Annotated in this window: 21 protein-coding genes; 13 read left to right on the forward strand and 8 right to left on the reverse strand. The window is 63.3% G+C overall.

Annotated features, from left to right (window positions below; translation table 11 throughout):
* Window positions 1-26: 26 nt before the first annotated feature.
* Window positions 27-656: an L-threonylcarbamoyladenylate synthase gene (locus tag VXM67_RS19800; protein ID WP_023381614.1), complete on the reverse strand. Its 630-nt coding sequence runs from the start codon at window positions 654-656 to the stop codon at window positions 27-29.
* A gap of 13 nt (window positions 657-669) precedes the next feature.
* On the reverse strand, window positions 670-1,530 hold the full coding sequence (locus VXM67_RS19805; protein WP_023381615.1) for a PHP domain-containing protein: 861 nt from the start codon (window positions 1,528-1,530) through the stop codon (window positions 670-672).
* 67 nt (window positions 1,531-1,597) lie between these two features.
* On the opposite strand from VXM67_RS19805, the gene VXM67_RS19810 reads away from it, so the two are divergent.
* The 6 genes from VXM67_RS19810 to VXM67_RS19835 all read left to right on the forward strand — a co-directional run bounded on the left by VXM67_RS19810 (window position 1,598) and on the right by VXM67_RS19835 (window position 5,720).
* Window positions 1,598-2,191 (forward strand): septation protein A, encoded by a 594-nt coding sequence (locus VXM67_RS19810; protein ID WP_023381616.1) that lies wholly within the window; start codon window positions 1,598-1,600, stop codon window positions 2,189-2,191.
* Between the two features lies 1 nt (window position 2,192).
* A complete protein-coding gene (locus VXM67_RS19815) occupies window positions 2,193-2,492 on the forward strand; it encodes a YciI family protein (protein ID WP_023381617.1) in 300 nt (99 codons plus the stop codon).
* A gap of 176 nt (window positions 2,493-2,668) precedes the next feature.
* A complete protein-coding gene (locus VXM67_RS19820) occupies window positions 2,669-3,055 on the forward strand; it encodes a hypothetical protein (RefSeq protein ID WP_023381618.1) in 387 nt (128 codons plus the stop codon).
* A gap of 7 nt (window positions 3,056-3,062) precedes the next feature.
* Window positions 3,063-3,740, forward strand: a complete 678-nt coding sequence (locus VXM67_RS19825) for a response regulator transcription factor (RefSeq protein ID WP_023381619.1) — start codon at window positions 3,063-3,065, stop codon at window positions 3,738-3,740.
* Window positions 3,741-3,902: 162 nt separating this feature from the next.
* On the forward strand, window positions 3,903-4,319 hold the full coding sequence (locus VXM67_RS19830; RefSeq protein WP_023381620.1) for a Spy/CpxP family protein refolding chaperone: 417 nt from the start codon (window positions 3,903-3,905) through the stop codon (window positions 4,317-4,319).
* Between the two features lie 60 nt (window positions 4,320-4,379).
* Window positions 4,380-5,720, forward strand: a complete 1,341-nt coding sequence (locus VXM67_RS19835) for a HAMP domain-containing sensor histidine kinase (protein ID WP_027908215.1) — start codon at window positions 4,380-4,382, stop codon at window positions 5,718-5,720.
* Between the two features lie 85 nt (window positions 5,721-5,805).
* On the opposite strand, the gene VXM67_RS19840 is transcribed toward VXM67_RS19835, so the two are convergent.
* Window positions 5,806-6,363 carry an NAD(P)H nitroreductase gene (locus VXM67_RS19840; RefSeq protein WP_023381622.1) on the reverse strand — a complete coding sequence of 186 codons (558 nt, stop codon included), beginning with the start codon at window positions 6,361-6,363 and terminating at the stop codon, window positions 5,806-5,808.
* A gap of 102 nt (window positions 6,364-6,465) precedes the next feature.
* Between VXM67_RS19840 and VXM67_RS19845 the strand changes: the two genes are divergently transcribed.
* Window positions 6,466-7,920, forward strand: a complete 1,455-nt coding sequence (locus VXM67_RS19845) for a TrkH family potassium uptake protein (RefSeq protein WP_023381623.1) — start codon at window positions 6,466-6,468, stop codon at window positions 7,918-7,920.
* On the opposite strand, the gene VXM67_RS19850 is transcribed toward VXM67_RS19845, so the two are convergent.
* Window positions 7,877-8,938, reverse strand: a complete 1,062-nt coding sequence (locus tag VXM67_RS19850) for an AraC family transcriptional regulator (protein ID WP_023381624.1) — start codon at window positions 8,936-8,938, stop codon at window positions 7,877-7,879. The two genes, VXM67_RS19845 and VXM67_RS19850, sit on opposite strands and share 44 nt — an antisense overlap.
* Before the next feature lie 155 nt (window positions 8,939-9,093).
* Between VXM67_RS19850 and VXM67_RS19855 the strand changes: the two genes are divergently transcribed.
* Window positions 9,094-9,405, forward strand: a complete 312-nt coding sequence (locus tag VXM67_RS19855; protein WP_023381625.1) for a DUF962 domain-containing protein — start codon at window positions 9,094-9,096, stop codon at window positions 9,403-9,405.
* Between the two features lie 60 nt (window positions 9,406-9,465).
* On the opposite strand, the gene VXM67_RS19860 is transcribed toward VXM67_RS19855, so the two are convergent.
* Window positions 9,466-10,272, reverse strand: a complete 807-nt coding sequence (locus VXM67_RS19860) for a UDP-2,3-diacylglucosamine diphosphatase (protein WP_367237337.1) — start codon at window positions 10,270-10,272, stop codon at window positions 9,466-9,468.
* Window positions 10,273-10,399: 127 nt separating this feature from the next.
* Between VXM67_RS19860 and VXM67_RS19865 the strand changes: the two genes are divergently transcribed.
* Together VXM67_RS19865 and VXM67_RS19870 are read left to right on the forward strand one after the other, a co-directional pair.
* Window positions 10,400-11,167: an AraC family transcriptional regulator gene (locus tag VXM67_RS19865; protein WP_027908214.1), complete on the forward strand. Its 768-nt coding sequence runs from the start codon at window positions 10,400-10,402 to the stop codon at window positions 11,165-11,167.
* Between the two features lie 143 nt (window positions 11,168-11,310).
* A complete protein-coding gene (locus VXM67_RS19870) occupies window positions 11,311-12,201 on the forward strand; it encodes a DMT family transporter (RefSeq protein ID WP_023381628.1) in 891 nt (296 codons plus the stop codon).
* On the opposite strand, the gene VXM67_RS19875 is transcribed toward VXM67_RS19870, so the two are convergent.
* Window positions 12,202-12,483 (reverse strand): SelT/SelW/SelH family protein, encoded by a 282-nt coding sequence (locus tag VXM67_RS19875; RefSeq protein WP_023381629.1) that lies wholly within the window; start codon window positions 12,481-12,483, stop codon window positions 12,202-12,204.
* Between the two features lie 67 nt (window positions 12,484-12,550).
* Between VXM67_RS19875 and VXM67_RS19880 the strand changes: the two genes are divergently transcribed.
* A complete protein-coding gene (locus tag VXM67_RS19880) occupies window positions 12,551-14,737 on the forward strand; it encodes a patatin-like phospholipase family protein (protein WP_367237338.1) in 2,187 nt (728 codons plus the stop codon).
* 61 nt (window positions 14,738-14,798) lie between these two features.
* Here the strand turns inward: VXM67_RS19880 and VXM67_RS19885 are convergent, their stop codons facing one another.
* Both VXM67_RS19885 and recQ read right to left on the reverse strand, forming a co-directional pair.
* Window positions 14,799-15,236 carry a MarR family transcriptional regulator gene (locus tag VXM67_RS19885; RefSeq protein ID WP_023381631.1) on the reverse strand — a complete coding sequence of 146 codons (438 nt, stop codon included), beginning with the start codon at window positions 15,234-15,236 and terminating at the stop codon, window positions 14,799-14,801.
* Between the two features lie 138 nt (window positions 15,237-15,374).
* A complete protein-coding gene (recQ, locus tag VXM67_RS19890) occupies window positions 15,375-17,519 on the reverse strand; it encodes a DNA helicase RecQ (RefSeq protein WP_023381632.1) in 2,145 nt (714 codons plus the stop codon).
* A gap of 246 nt (window positions 17,520-17,765) precedes the next feature.
* Here recQ and VXM67_RS19895 point away from each other — a divergent pair, with 246 nt between their 5' ends.
* Both VXM67_RS19895 and VXM67_RS19900 read left to right on the forward strand, forming a co-directional pair.
* Entirely contained in the window at window positions 17,766-18,353 is a 588-nt protein-coding gene (locus tag VXM67_RS19895) for a YecA family protein (RefSeq protein WP_023381633.1), read from the forward strand.
* A 7-nt stretch (window positions 18,354-18,360) separates the two neighbouring features.
* Complete coding sequence (locus VXM67_RS19900; RefSeq protein ID WP_023381634.1) at window positions 18,361-18,726, forward strand: YbaN family protein; 366 nt, start codon at window positions 18,361-18,363, stop codon at window positions 18,724-18,726.
* Window positions 18,727-18,730 lie beyond the last annotated feature (4 nt).

The following is an 18,730-nucleotide window of genomic DNA, read 5'->3' on the forward strand; positions in this document are numbered from 1 at the left end:
CTGTGCCTGCGGTGCGTCTACTTGGCTCACGCGTGGACCATGAACGGCGCTGGGTCGCCACAGCCTTCGCGAATCAGCTCAGGCGACTCGCCGGACAGATCGATGATGGTGGAAGCCTTGAGGTCGCCAAAACCGCCATCGATGACCAGGTCGACATGGTGCTCCAGTCGCTGGCGAATCTCGTACGGGTCGGTCATCGGCTCGGTGTCACCTGGCAGGATCAGGCTCACGCTCATCAGTGGCTCGCCCAGCTCGGCAAGCAGGGCCAGGGTGATCGCGTGATCCGGTACCCGCAGGCCGATGGTGCGACGCTTTTCGTGCAGCAGCAGACGTGGCACCTCGCGGGTGCCATTGAGTATGAACGTGTAGGGGCCGGGCACATGGGCCTTGAGCAGGCGGAAAGTACCGGTGTCGACCTTGGCGTAAAGACCGAGCTGGGACATATCGCAGCACATCAGGGTGAAGTTATGGCTCTTGTCCAGGCCACGCAGGCGTCGCACCCGCTCCACCGCGCTCTTGTCGCCAATCTGGCAACCCAGGGCATAGGCCGAGTCGGTCGGATAGACCACCACGCCACCCTTGCGGATGATCTCAACCGCCTGGCGGATCAGCCGCGGCTGCGGATTCTCCGGATGAATCTGGAAAAATTGGCTCACGTAGTCGTCCTGTTCATACCGCCAAAGGCTGTTCATGGCTGAATCGGCGCCACAGAGGTGGCAGGTCCTCGGGCAATGGCCGGTAGGCACCGATCTCGCCCCAGGTGCCAGGGCCGTGGAAATCACTGCCGGCGCTCGCCAGCAAGCCGAACTCTCGGGTAAGGATGGACATCGTGCCCACTTGCTCGGCCGGCATCATCCCATTGACCACCTCAAGTGCCTGCCCGCCTGCCTGAATATAGTCTGCTATCAGCCTTCTGCGCTTGCTGCGGGTCAGATCGTAATGCATGGGATGAGCCAGGCTCACCCAGGCATTGGACTGGCGCAGGGTCGCGACGGTTTCCTCAAGCGTCGGCCAATGCAGCTTGACGTCGCCCAGCTTGCCGGCGCCAAGCCACTTGCGAAACGCTTCGCCGCGGTCCTTGACGTGGCCCGCACGCACCAGGAACTCGGCAAAGTGCGGACGCGCGGGAGCGTTGCCGCTGTCACCCAGTTCTTGCTGCACCGCCCGCGCACCGTCGAGTGCGCCGGGCATGCCCTTGGCCGCCAACCGCTTGTCGATTTCCTCGGCGCGCAGCCAGCGCCCCCGGTGCAAAGCTTCGATGGCCGCCAGCAGCGGCGGCGCATCGAGCGGGAAGTCATAGCCCAGTACATGGATGGTCGCACCACCCCAGGTGCAGGAAAGCTCCACCCCGCTGATCCAGCGCATCCCTCGTGCATGGCAGGCCTGCCGGGCCTCTGGCAGGCCTTCGATGGTGTCGTGGTCGGTCAGCGCCAGTGCTTGCACCCCGTGATCGAAGGCCCGGGCGACCAGGGTCGACGGCGACAGGGCGCCATCGGAGGCCGTGCTGTGACAGTGCAGATCAACATTCATGGAGGAGCGCTTTCGCTGGAATCGATGTTTGTTATTATGCCGTCACATCCCGATTCTGGCTGCCATTGTGAAACAATTCATCGATTTCATCCCGCTGCTGCTGTTCTTCATCGTCTACAAGCTCGACCCGCGCCCCATGGAAGTGGCCGGTCACAACTTCGAATTCGGCGGTATCTACAGCGCCACGGCGATGCTGATCCTCAGTTCGCTGGTGGTGTACGGCGCCCTGTTCCTGCGCCAGCGCAAGCTCGAAAAAGGTCAGTGGCTGACCTTGATCGCCTGCCTGGTGTTCGGCGGCCTGACCCTCACCTTCCACAGCGAGACATTCCTCAAGTGGAAGGCACCCGTGGTCAACTGGCTGTTCGCCCTGGGCTTCGCCGGCAGCCATTTCATCGGTGACCGGGTTCTGATCAAGCGCATCATGGGCCATGCCCTGAGCCTGCCCGATGCCATCTGGAACCGCCTGAACATCGCTTGGATCGGTTTTTTCCTGTTCTGTGGTGCCGCCAACCTGTTCGTCGCCTTCACCTTCCAGGACTTCTGGGTCGACTTCAAGGTGTTCGGCAGCCTCGGCATGACCGTGATTTTCCTGGTGGCACAGGGTGTCTACCTGTCCCGCCACCTGCACGACGAACCTTCCACCTCCAAGACCAAGGAATGACATGCTCTACGCCATCATCGCCAGCGACGTCGCGAACTCCCTGGAAAAACGCCTGGCCGCACGCCCGGCACACATCGAGCGCCTGCAGCAACTGAAGGCCGAAGGCCGCGTGGTACTGGCCGGCCCGCACCCGGCCATCGACAGCAATGATCCAGGTGAGGCTGGCTTCAGCGGCAGCCTGATCGTCGCCGAGTTCAACTCCCTGGCCGATGCCCAGGCCTGGGCCGACGCTGACCCGTACATCGCCGCCGGCGTGTACGAAAAGGTCATCGTCAAGCCGTTCAAGCAAGTGTTGCCCTGATCTAAACAGCGTCGCCTTTTTCGCAGGTGAACCCGCTCCTACAGGCACTGCACAGGCCCTGAAGCGTGCAAGTGGCCCATGAGAGCGAGTTCACCCGCGAACGGGCTGGCGCGAACGCTAAGCAATTCCGACCAACGGCCGACAACCTCCAGAATCGATAGGAATCAGGAGTTCCCATGCGCCAAGGTCAGATCGCCCTGCTGTTTTGCCTGTTGTTAGTCCCCTGCTTCGCCTACGCCGAGCAACCGTTGTCACTGGAGGCCGGTGCGCGCATTACCGAGCTTCAGCAGCGCCTGGACGACAGCGAAAAGCAACGTGCCATCCTTGCCCAGCAACTGCAGGACGCCGACAGCGAACGGGAAAGCGCCCAGCTGGCGCGCCTGCGCCAGGACAACCAGCGGCTGAAGATGGCGATCCGGGAATTGCAGGCCAGTCCCCAGCCCCGCCTGCTTACCGACCAGCAACAATGGTTTCTGATTGGTTCAGCCGTTGCACTCTTGTCGGCAGTCTGCGGTATCTTTGCCAGTGGCGGACATAGAAGACGCCGTCAATGGTTGAATTGAGTGAGTCATGAGCGAGCTGTTACTGATTGATGATGACCAGGAACTCTGCGAGCTGCTCGGCAGCTGGCTGACCCAGGAAGGGTTCTCTGTCCGCGCCTGCCACGATGGCCAGAGCGCGCGTCAGGCGCTGGCAGAGCATTCGCCGGCAGCGGTGGTGCTCGACGTGATGCTGCCCGATGGCAGTGGCCTGGAACTGCTCAAGCAATTGCGCAGCGACCACGCTGAACTGCCGGTGTTGATGCTTTCGGCCCGTGGCGAGCCGCTGGACCGCATCCTCGGCCTCGAACTGGGTGCCGACGACTACCTGGCCAAACCCTGCGACCCGCGTGAACTCACGGCGCGCCTGCGGGCAGTGCTGCGCCGCAGCCACCCGACGGCCACCACCACCCAGGTGGAAATTGGCGACCTGACCTTCAGCCCGGCGCGTGGCGTGGTCAGCATCGACGAACGCGAAATGACCCTGACCCTCTCCGAAAGCCGCATCCTCGAAGCACTGCTGCGCCAACCCGGCGAACCGCTGGACAAGCAGGACCTCGCGCAGATCGGTTTGGGTCGCAAGCTGACCCTGTATGACCGCAGCCTGGACATGCATGTCAGCAACCTACGCAAGAAGATCGGCCCGCACCCCGACGGCCGTCCGCGGATCGTGGCGCTGCGCAGCCGGGGCTACTACTACAGTCTGTAAGCACGCCGGGGCCGCTTTGCGGCCCCAATTGCAACGCCCCGCTCGCACAAAGCACGGCCGCCCCTCTTTACCGAGTCTTTACCCTCCACTGACTGCGCTTGACCTTGATCTCCCTAGACTGGGCTCATCCGGTAACCACCGGCCCCTGAAAGGAGAAACACCATGCGCAAGACCCTTATCGCCCTGATGTTCGCCGCCGCCCTGCCGACCGTAGCCATGGCCATGCCTGAAGGCGGCCCGCGCCACGACGGCCCGCATCATCGCGGTGACGCGCCTTTCGCCCAACTGGACCTGAGCCGCGACCAACGCCAGCAGATCGGCAAGCTGATGGGCGAGCAGATGAAGCAACGTCGCGACATCACCGAGCGCTACCTGAACAAGCTGCCAGCCGCCGATCAAAAAGCCATGAAGGATGAAATCAAGGCCAGCCACGACAAGACCGATAGCCAGATCCGCGCCCTGCTCAAGCCAGAACAGCAGAAGCAGTTCGACGAGTTGAAGAAAGAGCGCGCCGCGAAGCAGGCTGAGTGGCAGGAGTTCCAGGCCTGGAAAGCTGAAAAAGACGCCAAGGCCCAGTAAGCTGTCCCACCGATGCCCGGCCCGCTCTCATGCGGGCCGGGCTTTTCCCGCTTGTAGGAGGTGCACTTGCGTTCACTGTTCTGGCGCATCCTGGCCAGTTTCTGGCTGGCCATCACACTGGTCGCCGGGCTGTCGATCCTGCTGGGCCATATGCTCAACCAAGACGCCTGGATTCTCAGCCGCCACCCAGGCCTGAACACCTTGGCCAGCCACTGGGCCCAGCACTACGAGCAAGAAGGCATGGAATCGGCGCAGCGCTTTCTGGAGCGGCGCAAGCAGCGCTTCAAGATCGACGTACAAGTGCTCAATGACAGCGGCGAGGCGGTAGTGCCCGGCACTTTCCCCCGCCGTGCGGCGGCCTTCGAGGCTCGCCAGCACAACGACGACCGCCGCCTGCCCTGGCGACGGCTCACCGAGGAGTACACCAGCCCCCAGAGCGGCGAAACCTATCTGCTGATCTACCGAATTCCACACCCGGAGCTGGACGCTTGGCACCGCGAGAGCCTGCTCTGGCCGCTCAGCGCACTGGGCATCGCCCTCGTGGTCCTGACCTTGTTCAGCCTGCTGGTGACCCTGTCCATCACCCGCCCATTGAGCCGATTGCGCGGTGCGGTGCATGACCTGGGGCAGACCAGCTATCAGCAGAACAGCCTGGCGCGGCTGGCGGCCCGCCGCGACGAATTCGGTGTGCTGGCCAACGACTTCAACAAGATGGGCGCCCGCCTGCAAAGCCTGATCGGCAGCCAGCGCCAGTTGCTGCGCGATGTGTCCCACGAACTGCGCTCGCCTCTGGCACGCCTGCGCATTGCCCTGGCCCTGGCCGAACGTGCCGAACCCGAGCAACGCGAAACGTTGTGGCCACGTCTGACCCGCGAATGCGACCGTCTGGAAGACCTGATCAGCGAGATCCTTGCCCTGGCCCGCGTCGATGCCGAGCAGGCGCATGCCGAGCCGGTCGATCTGAATGCATTGCTTGGCAGCGTGCGCAAGGATGCCCAGCTCAGCGCACCGGAGCAGGAGGTCAAGCTCGAAGCCCAGCCAGGCCTGACACTGCAAGGCTGGCCGACGCTGATCGAACGAGCGCTGGACAACCTGCTGCGCAATGCCTTGCGTTTCAATCCAGTGGGGCAACCGATCGAGATTCATGCCGAGCGTGAGCAGGACCGTATCGTGCTGACTGTGCGCGACCACGGGCCTGGGGTGGCACAGGAGCATCTGGCACAGCTGGGTGAGCCATTCTTCAGGGCGCCAGGACAGAGTGCAGCGGGGCATGGCCTGGGGCTGGCCATTGCGCGCAAGGCAGCGGAGCGCCACGGGGGGACGCTGGTGTTGGCCAATCATCCACTGGGGGGCTTCGTGGCCCGGTTGGAGCTGCCGGTGGCCGAGGTGAACGGCAACTGAGTCGGGGCTGGTTGTCCCGGCCTCGTCGTGGGTAACCCCGCGAAGAGGCCGGAAGTCTCACTGCACAGGGCCAGCCAGGCCGACTTCACTCACCCCAGGCACTGACGAAGTCGGCCGTTTCCAGCACCGGCGCGGTACGCGGCTCGGTCATCGGGGTACCGACATACAGGTAGCCGACCAACTCTTCGTTCTCGGCCAACCCCAGCCCTTTGTGCACGTGGGCATCGAAGGCCATGTCACCGGTGCGCCACACCGCACCGATTCCCTGGGCATGAGCGGCGATCAGGATGCCATGGGCCGCGCATCCGGCCGCCAGCCGCTGCTCGGACTTGGGCACCTTGAAATGGTCCTGCAGCTTGGCGATGACCACGATCAGCAGCGGCGCGCGCAGCGGCATGGCGCGAGCCTTGTCCAAGGCCGCCTGGCTGGCGTCACCTTTGATTTGCAAGGCTTCGGCGAACAGTTCGCCCAGCTTGTCCCGGCCTTGACCTTCGATGGTCAGGAAGCGCCATGGGCGCAGCTGGCCGTGGTCCGGGGCGCGCAGCGCGGCCTGGAACAGTGCCTCGCGTTGGGCGGCGTTGGGCGCCGGATCAGTCAGGCGTGGCACGGAAACACGGTTGAGCAATGCGTCGAGAGCCTCCATCGGCTACCCTCCTGGCAGTTAAATGTGCGGCCATTCTAGCGTTTACATCACCAGACCCATAGGTAGAATGGCGCCCTTCCGTTCAGAGTCAGAGCAGATCACATGGCGTTGCCGACCTTAAGGATCATTGGTTTCATCATCGGCATCTTCCTCATCACCCTGGCGGTCAGCATGGTCGTCCCCATGGCGACCCTGGTGATTTTCGATCGCACAGGCGACCTGCCGTCATTCCTGTGGTCGAGCCTGATTACCTTCATCGCCGGCCTGGCCATGGTCATCCAAGGCCGCCCTGAGCATGTGCACCTGCGCCCGCGCGACATGTACCTGCTGACGGTCAGCAGTTGGCTGGTGGTGTGCGTATTTGCAGCCCTGCCCTTCCTGCTGACCCAGCACATCAGCTACACGGACGCCTTCTTCGAAAGCATGTCCGGCATCACCGCCACTGGCGCCACGGTCCTCAGCGGCCTGGACACGATGTCGCCGGGCATCCTGATGTGGCGCTCAATGCTGCACTGGCTCGGCGGCATCGGCTTCATCGCCATGGCAGTGGCGATCCTGCCGCTGCTGCGCATCGGGGGCATGCGCCTGTTCCAGACCGAGTCTTCGGACCGCTCCGAAAAGGTAATGCCGCGTTCGCACATGGTGGCCAAGTCGATCGTCATGGTGTACGTCGGCTTCTCGGTGCTGGGCGGCCTGGCATTCTGGTGGGCCGGCATGAGCCCGTTCGACGCGATCAACCATGCCATGTCGGCCATCTCCACCGGCGGGTTCTCGACCTCTGACCAGTCCCTGGCCAAGTGGGATATTCCGGCCGTGCACTGGGTGGCGGTGGTGGTGATGATCCTCGGCAGTCTGCCCTTCACCCTCTACGTCGCTACCCTGCGCGGCAACCGCAAAGCGTTGATCCGCGACCAGCAAGTCCAAGGACTGCTGGGAATGCTGCTAGTCACCTGGCTGGTGCTGGGCACCTGGTACTGGGCCACCACCAACCTGCACTGGCTGGATGCCCTGCGCCATGTGGCGCTGAACGTGACCTCGGTGGTTACCACCACCGGCTTTGCCTTGGGCGACTACAGCCTGTGGGGTAATTTCTCGCTGATGCTGTTCTTCTACCTGGGCTTCGTCGGCGGCTGCTCCGGTTCGACGGCCGGCGGCATCAAGATCTTCCGCTTCCAGGTTGCCTACATCCTGCTCAAGGCCAACCTCAATCAGTTGATCCACCCGCGTGCGGTGATCAAGCAGAAGTACAACGGCCACCGCCTTGACGAAGAAATCGTGCGCTCGATCCTGACGTTCTCGTTCTTCTTCGCCATCACCATTTGCGTCATGGCCCTGTTGCTGTCGCTGCTGGGAGTGGACTGGATGACCGCACTGACCGGTGCAGCGGGCACCGTATCCGGCGTGGGGCCTGGCCTGGGCGAGGTGATCGGCCCGTCCGGCAACTATGCCTCGCTGCCGGATGCAGCCAAGTGGATCCTGGCCGGCGGCATGCTGCTGGGGCGCCTGGAAATCATTACGGTGCTGGTGTTGTGTATGCCGGCGTTCTGGCGTCACTGAAAGGTTCGCCTTCCGCTCCTAGCCGGGCGCGATACTCGCTCGGCGTGGTGTCGAACCAACGGCGAAATGCCCGGTAAAAGTTGCTGGGGTCGGCAAAGCCCAGCAGATAGGCAGTTTCCAACAACGTCATGCCCGGCTGTGCCAAGTACTGTTCGGCCAGCTCGCGGCGAGTGTCGTCAAGCAAGGTCTGGAAACTGGTGCCCTCCTCCTGCAGCCGCCGCTGCAAGGTGCGCTGCGACAGGTGCAGGGCCTGGGCAAGGGTTTCACGCTTGGGTTCCCCCTGCGGCAGGATGCGGCATAGCACCTGGCGCACACGGTGCGTCACCCGGCTCTCCGAGAAGCGCGCGAGGTATTCGCCGGCGAAGCGATCATGCAGCACCGCCATCGCTTCATTGGCTGTCGGCAGGGGCGCTTCCATGTCGGCGCGTTCGAACACCAGCGCATCATGGGGCGCGCCGAACACCAGCGGTGAATGGAACGCCACCTTGTACGGCTCGACATCTTTTGGCTGCGGCCCCTGGATCAATACCCGTCGCGGCTGGATTGGCCGCCCGCTGAGCCACTTGCACAGCGCCAGGGCGCACGCCAGCGACGCTTCGGCGCTGTGCCGGGTCGGAGGCAGGTGGTCACCGTGTACGGTAAGAATCAGTGAATAGCCCTCGGGCCCGAGGACGAAGCTCAAGTCGGAACTCTCGGCGATGATTCGCTGGTAACGCACCAGTCGCTGGAAGCCCTCGGCCAGGGTGCGACTGGACATCAGCGCATAGCCCACCACGTGAAATGAAGCCGGGCGCACGACCCGCGCCATGTTCAGGCCAATGGCTTCATTGCCGGACAGCTCCACGGCCAGCTGCCAGAGTCGGGTCATGGAATCTTGAGGAAAGCGTGCGTCAGGGTCGTCCAGGGCGGCAAAATCCAGTCCGAGCTGCTTGAACATGGCCTGACAATCGAGCCCTTCCAGCTCAAGTGCCTTCACAATCCCTGATGCCCAGCTGGCTGACGTGGTTCGTTCACTCATGACAGGCTTCTTATGCTGACCGCTTCGTGCGGTGAACTCCAAGGATACTCAAATGGCGCCTATTGTCACTGGCCGGCCCCGCCAATCACTCTAGACTCGATTCAGGCTCCACGCCGTGTATCCTGTCAAGAAGTGTTAATCCTGGAAGCATAGCCATGACCAGCACAGCGCAGTTTCGCAGTTTTGCCGAGTTCTACCCCTACTACCTGGGCGAGCACAGCAACCCCACCTGCCGGCGCCTGCACTTTGTCGGCACCAGCCTGGTGATCGCCTTGCTGGCGTATACCATCGGCAGCGGCAAATGGTTGCTGTTGTTGGCGGTACCCGTGGCGGGCTACGGCTTTGCCTGGGTCGGGCATTTTTTCTTCGAGCACAATCGGCCGGCGACCTTCAGCCACCCCTTCTACAGCCTGATCGGCGACTTCGTGATGTTCCGCGACATCCTTCTAGGCCGGATCACCTTCTAGAACTCCAGGCCATACCCCGACGCACCTGCTGGAGCCGGCTCGTCGGCGATCGGCTGCCACTCACGCTGGCTCGCGCGACACCGCCATGCGGGCGTTCTGCTGCGCCTCGGCCAGCCGATACAGCGTAATGCTGCCGTCCCAGTGCTTGATCAGCGCTGTACACGACTCGACCCAGTCCCCACAGTTGAGGTACTCCACCTCTCCCACCTTGCGGATCTCGGCATGGTGGATATGCCCGCACACTACCCCGTGAAAACCGCGCCGCGTGCATTCGTGGGCGATCGCATCCTCGAAATCGCTGATGAAGTTCACCGCCCCCTTGACCTTGTGCTTGAGGTACGCCGACAGCGACCAGTAACCATAGCCGTATCGCGCCCGCCAGTGATTGAGCCAGCGGTTGAGCACCAGGGTGGTTTCGTACGCGCGGTCACCCAGGAAGGCCAGCCAACGGTGGTAACGCGTGATGACATCGAACTGATCGCCATGAATCACCAGCAGTCGCCGACCATCCGCCGTCAGGTGCTCAGCCTCGTCCACCAGCTGGATATTGCCCAGCAACAGTTTGGAGTAGCGGCGCAGAAATTCGTCGTGGTTGCCGGTCACGTAGACCACTTCGGTACCGCGCTTGCTCATGGTCAGCAGCCGGCGAATGACGTTGGTGTGCGCTTGCGGCCAATAGATGCCTGCACGAAGCTTCCAGCCATCGATGATGTCGCCGACCAGATAGACCTTGTCAGCCTGGTAGCCCTTGAGAAACTGCGACAAGTGCTCGGCCTGGCAGTCCCGGGTGCCCAGGTGGACATCGGAGATCCACAACGTGCGAACGCGCTGTTTACGCGACGGGCGAGAGAGTTCGACAGGGGTCATGGGGCTGGCTCCGGCGCTGTTTGCTGGAGACTGGCAGGCGCAGATGACAGGTTGGTGGCAACGGCATGACGAGTGATGGTGCGACGTGAATCAGGCACAATGAAACCCTGCCCCGCGAGGACCACCCATGACCGTCGGCCGCATTCTTTCCCTGCGCCATTACCGGCACGACCTGATCGCCCATAGCCACGAGCACCCACAATTGGTGTTCGGCCTGCGCGGCCGTCTTGATTTCGAGGTCCAGGGGCATGGCGCGCGAATCGACCGCCAAGGCCTGATGGTGGTACCTGCCGGTGCCCACCATGCCTGCGGCAGCGATGCCGGCAGCCATTGCCTGGTGCTGGATGTACCCGGGGATCATTGGTTGCACGAGCAGCTCGGTGAACACGCCGATGCCAGCCGGCGCCTGCTGGACAATCCCGGCGCGCGGAACCTCGATGCCCGCCAGCAGCAACTGGTGGACTGGCTGGCCAACAGCCCGGTAGACGATCCGCTCATTGCCCGGCAGGGCGCGGTGCTGCTGTTGGCCAGCCTCAACCCCACGGCGGCAGCGGCCATCGCACCCAGCCACCGACTACCTTATGCGGCCTTCGACGCGCACATCGAGCAGCACGCGGCCTATCCGCTGCAGGTCGCCGACTTGGCGCGCCTGGCCGGGCTGTCCAGCGCCCGGCTGCACGCACGCTTCATCGCCGAATGCGGCATGACACCGATGGACTACATTCGCCAGCGCCGGTTGCTCATGGCGCGGCAATTACTCAAGCAGAGTTCGCTCGCGGTGGGCGAAATCGCGGCGCGGGTTGGCTACGGCTCGCAAAGCGCGTTTTCGGCAGCCGTGCTGCGGATGTTCGGGTGCACGCCCCTGGCCTTGCGGCGAGAGCCTGGCGACAAATGACGCGAGGGTCGCGACAGACTAGCGAGAGTCTGGCGTCTTACACTGAACCTGTTCCAATGCCTACAAGGACTGCACGTCACCAGTAGGACCCCGCTCGCCAGCGATAGGGCCGGGGCTGACTTTTCAATTGCTCAAGGACCATCATGAACCACCGCACCGCCCTCGGCGCCCTACACATTGGCGCGCTGTTCTTCGGTCTGACTGGCGTATTCGGCAAGCTCGCTGCCAGCGCCAGCCCGGCGATCATCGTGTTCGGTCGCGCCGCCTTTGCCGTGCTCGCCCTCGCCCTGTTCGCCAGCCTTGCCCGCCAGGGCTGGTACTCGCTCAAAGGCCAGGACATCCGCCGCCTGCTGCTCGGCGGCGTTTTGCTGGCTGGCCACTGGGTAAGCTTCTTCATCGCGGTCAAGGTCGGGGGCGTGGCCATCGCGACACTGGGCTTCGCCAGCTTCCCGGCGTTCACCGTGATACTCGAAGGCCTGCTGTTTCACGAACGTATCCGCCGCAACGAAACGCTACTGGTGCTTTTAGTGAGTATCGGACTGGTGCTGGTCACCCCATCGTTCGACCTTGCCAGCGAGGCCACCGGGGGCCTGCTTTGGGCTTTGCTGTCGGGCTTGCTGTTCTCGCTGCTGTCACTGACCAATCGGGCCGGCTCGGGGCGCTTGCCAGCGGTCCAGGCGGCCTTGTGGCAAAACCTGGTGGTCACCCTGTGCCTGCTACCGGTGGCACTGCCAGGCCTGGCTGCCGTGGCACCGATGGACTGGCTATGGATCGCCCTGCTCGGCATCTTCTGCACAGGCGTCGCCCACAGCCTGTTCGTCGCAAGCCTGGCAGTGATCAAGGCGCGCACCGCTGCCGTGGTGTTCGGCATGGAGCCGGTCTATGGCATCGCCGTGGCCTGGGCGATCTTCGCCGAAACACCCACACCCCGCATGTTGCTAGGCGGCGCACTGATCATCTTCGCCATCGTGCTGTCCAGCCGCCTCGCTGCGCAACAGCCGGCAAGGCAGCGGCCACTGGCCGAAAGCACTTGATCAACGATCGTTGTGGCCCAGGTCACGCTGCGGGTCGATCTGATCCCTGACCCGCTGCTTGAGCACCTTGGCCTCGGGGAAGCCACCATCGGCCTTGCGCTCCCAGATCTGCACGCCATCGCAGGTGATCCGGAACACCCCACCGGTACCCGGCTCCAACGCCACCCGCCCCAGGTCGTCGGAAAACGTAGTGAGCAGCTCCTGGGCCAACCAGGCGGCGCGCAGCAGCCACTGGCACTGTGTGCAATAGTTGATAACGATTTCCGGTTTGCTGTTGGCCATGGCGAGGCATCTCCAGGTAAGGGGCCGCTTATACTAGCGGTCTTTACGCCAGTATTTGAGACTCACGATGCGCCGCCTGCTGTTCTGCCTTTTGCTGATGCTCACCTCCGTTACCGCCCTCGCCACCGAGCAAGCCAGGCCCAAGGTTGGCCTGGTGCTCTCCGGTGGCGCCGCCCGTGGCCTGGCTCACATTGGCGTACTCAAGGCCCTGGAGGAACAGGGCGTACGCATCGATGCCATTGCCGGCACCAGCATGGGCGCGGTGATCGGCGGTTTGTATGCCTCGGGCTACAGCGTTCAGGAGCTGGAGAGACTGGCCACCACACTCGACTGGCAACAGGCGTTGTCCGACGCCCCACCGCGCAAGGACGTGCCGTTTCGCCGCAAACAGGACGACCGCGACTTTCTGGTCAAACAGAAACTGAGCTTTCGCGACGACGGTAGCATCGGCCTGCCCTTGGGCGTGATCCAGGGCCAGAACCTGTCCCTGCTGCTGGAAAGCAAACTGGCCCACACTGCCGACACCCGCGACTTCGACAAACTGCCGATCCCTTTCCGCGCCGTGGCCACCGACATCGCCAGCGGCGAGAAAGTGGTGTTCCGCCGTGGCCATCTGCCCCAGGTGATCCGTGCCAGCATGTCGATACCCGCGGTGTTCGCGCCTGTCGAGCTGGACGGACGCCTGCTGGTGGACGGCGGCATGGTCGACAACATCCCCGTGGATGTGGCCCGCGACATGGGCGTGGACCTGGCCATCGTCGTGGACATCGGTACTCCACTACGTGACCGCAAACAGCTGGCCACGGTGGTCGATGTGCTCAACCAGTCGATCACCCTGATGACCCGGCGCAATTCCGAGGAGCAACTGGCCAGCCTGCACCGCGACGACATCCTGATCCAGCCGCCGCTGGCTGCCTATGGCGTCACCGACTTCGGCCGCGCCCATGACATGATCGACGCGGGCTACCGCGCCACCCGCCTGCTCGATTCGCGCCTGGCCAGCCTACGCCAGCCCGACGGCGATGCAGGCCTGGCCGCGGCCCGCTCGCCCCGCCAGCGCACGCCGGTCATTACCCGGATTCGGATAGAGAACGACGCCAAGGTCAGCGACGAGGTCATTCGTTCCTACATCCGCCAGCCGATCGGCGCACCTCTGGAGCTGGACCGTCTGCAAACCGACATGGGCACCTTGTATGGCCTGGACTACTTCGACCGGGTGCAGTACCGCGTGGTGCACAAGGGCGACGATAATACCCTGGTGATCAACGCCCGCGGGAAACGTAGCGGCACCGACTACCTGCGCCTGGGCCTTAACCTGTCGGATGACCTGCGTGGCGACAGTGCCTTCAACCTGGGCGCCAGCTATCGGGTCAACGGTATCAACAGCCTGGGTGCCGAATGGCTGACCCGCGCACAGATCGGCGACCTGCAGGAGCTTTACAGTGAGTTCTACCAACCGCTGGACGTGGGTTCACGTTACTTCGTGGCGCCGTACCTGGACTTCGGCTCGCAGAACATCGAGGCGACGCTGGACAACGACCCCATCGCTGAATACCGCCTCGAACGTTATGGTTTCGGCCTGAATGTCGGCCGTCAGATCAGCACCAATGGCGAAGTGCGCCTGGGCGTGGGCAAGGCCTGGGGCGAAGCTGACGTGCGCGTCGGCGACCAGGACCTGCCCAAGGTCAGCTTCAACGAGGGCTTCTATGAACTGAAGTACTCGTTCGATACACTCGACAATGTGTACTTCCCTCACCACGGCGAAGATATTGGCCTGACCTTGCGCAAGTATGATGCCTCGCTGGATTCGGACCAGGACTACAGGCAATGGCAGTTCAACTTGGACAAAGCCATGAGCAGCGGGCCGAATACCTGGGTGCTGGGCGGCCGCTACGGGCGCACGCTGGATGACGCCGAAGTGGTCACCTCGAGTTTCGTCATCGGTGGTGCGCGACAGCTCTCGGGCTTTCGGCAGGACTCGGTGTCAGGGCAGAACATCAGCCTCCTGCGCATGGTCTACTACCGTCGCCTGACGCCCAGGGCCTATGTGCCGTTGGATTTCCCGCTGTACATCGGCGGCTCGCTGGAGCGTGGCCGAGCCTGGAACAACGACAATGAATTCGACAGTGGCTACATCAATGCGGCGAGCATCTTCCTGGGGCTGGAGACGCCGCTGGGGCCGCTGAATTTGAGTTACGGGGCGAACGATGCGCATCAGAAGGCGGTGTATCTGAACCTGGGGCATACCTTCTGACGCGCCAGGGCCGCGCTGCAGCCCAATCGCCAGCAAGCCGGCGCCTGCATTTACCTAGGGGTCAGGACTTTTCGAGGTTCGCCAGAATCTTCGCATGCACGCGCATGCACACTTCCAGGTCCGCTTCCTCCACCCCGGTGAACAGCTCCTGGCGCAAGGCATTGGCGATGGTTTCGATCTGGTCGATCAGCGGTTTGGCCGGTGGGCACAGCAGAATCTTCTTCGCACGCCGGTCCTCCATCACCGCCTGACGGCGCACCAGCCCCTGGCTTTCCAGACTATCGAGCAGACGCGCCAAGGTCGGCCCTTCGACCCCGACACTCTGGGCCAGCTCACGCTGGGTGGGAGCTTCGTCGAAACGCGCCAGATGCAGCAACACCAGCCACCGAGCCTGGGACAAGTTGAGCCCGGCCAGGCGGCGGTCCAGTTCAGCACGCCAACCCCGGGACATCTGGGCCAGCTGCATGCCAAAACGGTGTTGGTTGTCGGTCAGGGGCATAAGCAACTCATTGACTAGAACTAATTATTAGCCAGCTAACCATGCTCGCTGCCATCAAGCAAGGCTGCGCCGCGCGGAAACGTCCGATTATCGTCAAAAAGCATGACAAAGGTCAGCCGTTGGGCGAAATGCCTGCGATCAGAGTTCGAACTCCGCCGCCAGCGCCGCCCGGACGCAATAGAGCACCCCCTCCGGCACCCGCGCCCCGAACATTGGCGCAATCGCAGACACCGGAGGCAACTCGCCCTCACCGTCGAGAAAGGCGTCCTGAACTTCCATGAGCAGGTCTTCGGGAAGATCCAGGGCCTGCTCCAGGCTCAGTTCCTGACGACCCAGCGCTTCGGCCAGGAGGCTATAGACGTTCTTCTCGCTGCAGTTGAGCTGGCCGGCGATTTGCGCAGGTGTCATGCCGGCACGGGCCAGGCTGACCAGTTCGTGGCGCAAGTCGAGCACCACCTTCGGCGCCTCAGCCGTGCCGCCCGCGCCATTGAGCACCTCGAGGAAGGCCTGGCCGTAGCGCTCCAGTTTACGCGCACCGACGCCGCTGACCTGGGCCATGTCGCTGAGGCTGGCAGGCTGGCTGCGCAGCATCTCCAGCAGCGTCGAGTCGGGAAAGATGACATAAGGTGGCACGCTGTGCTCCTCGGCCAGCTTGCGCCGCAACGTGCGCAGCGCTTCCCACAGCTCGCGCTCCTCGGCGCGCACCAGTTGGCTGGCAGGGCTGCCAGCGCTGGAGGACGTCTTGGCCACCGTCTGGGGCTTGAGGTCGCGGCGCAACTGCAAGGTCACTTCGCCGCGCAGCAGGGGCCTGCAGCTGTCGGACAGACGCAAACCGCCATAACCCTCTAGGTCGATGTCCACCAACCCGCGTGCGACCAGTTGACGGAACAGCGAACGCCACTCGGCCTCGGCCAGCGCCTTGCCTACCCCGAACACCGAAAGTTTCTCGTGGCCGAAGTTGCGCACCTTTTCGGTGTCCTTGCCCAGCAAGACATCCACCAGATGACCGACACCGTAGCGCTGACCTGTGCGAAATACCGTCGACAGCGCCTGGCGCGCCGGTTCCGTGGCATCCCAGGTCTGAACCTGGTCGACGCAGTTGTCGCAATGGCCACATGGCTGCTCGAGGATTTCATCGAAATAAGCCAGCAGGGCCTGACGCCGGCAGCGGGTTTCTTCACACAGGGCCAGCATCGCGTCGAGCTTGTGCTGCTCGATGCGCTTGTGGCGTTCGTCGCCCTCGGAGTTCTGCAGCATCTGCTTGAGCATCACCATGTCCTGCAGGCCGTACGCCATCCAGGCGTCGGACGGCAACCCGTCACGGCCGGCGCGGCCGGTTTCCTGGTAGTAGGCTTCAAGCGACTTTGGCAGGTCCAGGTGAGCCACGAAACGCACGTTGGGCTTATCGATGCCCATGCCGAAAGCAATGGTGGCGACCATGATCAACCCTTCCTCGTTGAGGAAGCGGTGCTGGTTGGCTGCCCGTGTCTCGGCAGCCAGGCCGGCGTGATACGGCAGCGCCGGGAAGCCCTGCTCACACAGGAAGGCAGCGGTTTCGTCGACCTTCTTGCGCGACAGGCAGTAGACGATGCCAGCGTTGCCACGACGCTCGCCCAGGAATGCCATCAGCTGCTTGCGCGGCGCCTCCTTAGGGACGATACGGTAGAAGATGTTCGGCCGGTCGAAACTCGACAGGAAACGTTCAGCCCCCTGCAGGTGCAGGCGCTGGACGATTTCCTCCCGGGTGCGCATGTCGGCGGTGGCCGTCAGCGCAATGCGCGGTACATGCGGGAACAATTCGGCCAACTGGCCCAGTTGCAGGTATTCAGGGCGGAAGTCATGGCCCCACTGCGAAACGCAATGGGCCTCGTCGATGGCGAACAGGGCGATGTCCAGGCCTCGCAGGAACTCCAGCATGCGCGGCTGTACCAGACGTTCAGGCGCCAGGTAGAGCATCTTCACTTCGCCGCGGCGCAAACGCCCGGCCAGGTCGCGCTGCTGCTCGGGGCTCAAGGTCGAATTCAGCGCGGCGGCCGCAACGCCCAGCTCATCGAGAGTAGCGACCTGATCGTCCATCAGCGCGATCAGGGGCGACACCACCACAGTCAAGCCCGTGCGCAGCAATCCGGGCACCTGGAAACACAGCGACTTGCCGCCACCGGTGGGCATCAGCACCAAGGCATCGCCACCTTTGGCCACGCATTCGATGATCGCGGCCTGACGCCCGCGGAAACTGTCGTAGCCGAAGATATCCTTGAGAACGCGCTGAGCCTGTTCGAGCATGTGCAACTCCACCAATCGCCGTACCATCCTGGACACAGGCTGGACGAAAAACCCGCTGCGCACACAGCAAATGCGTAAGCGGCTTTTGCCAGATGACCGGGAAAACCCGCCCCTGGATGAAAAATCGCGGAGTATACCGCAGTGCATCGTGGCACAGGGTGCCCTGGTGACAGACGTTCCCTTTGCACCGTCGCCGCTGCAAGGTGCTAGAATTCACTATCGTTTATTCCCCAAGGTAGCCCTGTAATGTCCTTCGCCGAGCAACTGACCCGCCTGCAAGCCTTCCTCGACGCCGATGAGCTGCACGAAGAAGCGCTGGACTACGTCGCCGCCCATGGCTACCTGACCGCGCTGTCGATCTGCTCGGAAGAAGTGCCCGAGCGCGAATGGATCGACGCGCTGTTCGCCGAAGAGCCCCATTACGCCAGCGATGCCCAGCGCACCGAGATCGAGGCGACCCTGGTGGCACTCAAGGCCCACATCGCCCGCCAGTTGGCCAGCGACGAAGAGTTCGACCTGCCGTGCGACCTGGACCTGACCGATGAGCCGGATGACTCCGACCTGCGTGGCTGGTGCATCGGGTTCATGGAAGGCGTCTTCCTGCGCGAGGAAGCCTGGTTCGAAAACGCCGAAGAAGAAGTCAGCGAGATGCTGCTGCCGATCATGGTCGGCTCTGGCCTGTTCGACGAGCAGCCCGAGTTCAGCGACATTGCCAGTAACGCCAACCTGCAGGACGACATGATCGTGCAGATTCCCGAGGCGCTGAGTGCATTGTTCCTGCTGCTGCACGCACCTGACGAGAAGCCGGCACTGCTCAAGCCACGCCACCACTGAGTCGGTCATGCGCTACCTGCTGCTGGCCATTGGCTGGCTCAGCGTTGCGCTCGGGGTGTTGGGGATCTTCCTCCCGGTGCTGCCCACCACCCCGTTCCTCCTGCTGGCAGCAGCCTGCTTCGCCCGTAGTTCGCCGCGCTTTCACGACTGGCTGATCAACCATCCTACGCTGGGGCCGTGGATTCGAGATTACCTGAGCGGCGAAGGCATTCCGCTCAAGGGCAAGGTCTATGCGATCGGCTTGATGTGGGCGAGCATCAGCCTGTCCTGTTACCTGGTACCGCTGTTCTGGGCACGCGCTTTCATGCTGACCAGCGCGGTGTTGGTCAGCGTGTACATCCTCAAACAGAAGACCCTGCGCCGGCCTGGTTGAGGAC

Source organism: Pseudomonas sp. Rh2, assembly GCF_040762985.1.
GTDB lineage: Bacteria > Pseudomonadota > Gammaproteobacteria > Pseudomonadales > Pseudomonadaceae > Aquipseudomonas > Aquipseudomonas taiwanensis.

What these genes read in the sequence shown, in the direction of transcription:
- VXM67_RS19805 (WP_023381615.1), bottom strand. Translation starts at nt 1,530, where the DNA reads ATGAATGTTGATCTGCACTGTCACAGCACGGCCTCCGATGGCGCCCTG.
- VXM67_RS19815 (WP_023381617.1), top strand. Translation starts at nt 2,193, where the DNA reads ATGCTCTACGCCATCATCGCCAGCGACGTCGCGAACTCCCTGGAAAAA.
- VXM67_RS19820 (WP_023381618.1), top strand. Translation starts at nt 2,669, where the DNA reads ATGCGCCAAGGTCAGATCGCCCTGCTGTTTTGCCTGTTGTTAGTCCCC.
- VXM67_RS19825 (WP_023381619.1), top strand. Translation starts at nt 3,063, where the DNA reads ATGAGCGAGCTGTTACTGATTGATGATGACCAGGAACTCTGCGAGCTG.
- VXM67_RS19830 (WP_023381620.1), top strand. Translation starts at nt 3,903, where the DNA reads ATGCGCAAGACCCTTATCGCCCTGATGTTCGCCGCCGCCCTGCCGACC.
- VXM67_RS19840 (WP_023381622.1), bottom strand. Translation starts at nt 6,363, where the DNA reads ATGGAGGCTCTCGACGCATTGCTCAACCGTGTTTCCGTGCCACGCCTG.
- VXM67_RS19845 (WP_023381623.1), top strand. Translation starts at nt 6,466, where the DNA reads ATGGCGTTGCCGACCTTAAGGATCATTGGTTTCATCATCGGCATCTTC.
- VXM67_RS19850 (WP_023381624.1), bottom strand. Translation starts at nt 8,938, where the DNA reads ATGAGTGAACGAACCACGTCAGCCAGCTGGGCATCAGGGATTGTGAAG.
- VXM67_RS19855 (WP_023381625.1), top strand. Translation starts at nt 9,094, where the DNA reads ATGACCAGCACAGCGCAGTTTCGCAGTTTTGCCGAGTTCTACCCCTAC.
- VXM67_RS19860 (WP_367237337.1), bottom strand. Translation starts at nt 10,272, where the DNA reads ATGACCCCTGTCGAACTCTCTCGCCCGTCGCGTAAACAGCGCGTTCGC.
- VXM67_RS19865 (WP_027908214.1), top strand. Translation starts at nt 10,400, where the DNA reads ATGACCGTCGGCCGCATTCTTTCCCTGCGCCATTACCGGCACGACCTG.
- VXM67_RS19870 (WP_023381628.1), top strand. Translation starts at nt 11,311, where the DNA reads ATGAACCACCGCACCGCCCTCGGCGCCCTACACATTGGCGCGCTGTTC.
- VXM67_RS19875 (WP_023381629.1), bottom strand. Translation starts at nt 12,483, where the DNA reads ATGGCCAACAGCAAACCGGAAATCGTTATCAACTATTGCACACAGTGC.
- VXM67_RS19880 (WP_367237338.1), top strand. Translation starts at nt 12,551, where the DNA reads ATGCGCCGCCTGCTGTTCTGCCTTTTGCTGATGCTCACCTCCGTTACC.
- VXM67_RS19885 (WP_023381631.1), bottom strand. Translation starts at nt 15,236, where the DNA reads ATGCCCCTGACCGACAACCAACACCGTTTTGGCATGCAGCTGGCCCAG.
- recQ (WP_023381632.1), bottom strand. Translation starts at nt 17,519, where the DNA reads ATGCTCGAACAGGCTCAGCGCGTTCTCAAGGATATCTTCGGCTACGAC.
- VXM67_RS19895 (WP_023381633.1), top strand. Translation starts at nt 17,766, where the DNA reads ATGTCCTTCGCCGAGCAACTGACCCGCCTGCAAGCCTTCCTCGACGCC.
- VXM67_RS19900 (WP_023381634.1), top strand. Translation starts at nt 18,361, where the DNA reads ATGCGCTACCTGCTGCTGGCCATTGGCTGGCTCAGCGTTGCGCTCGGG.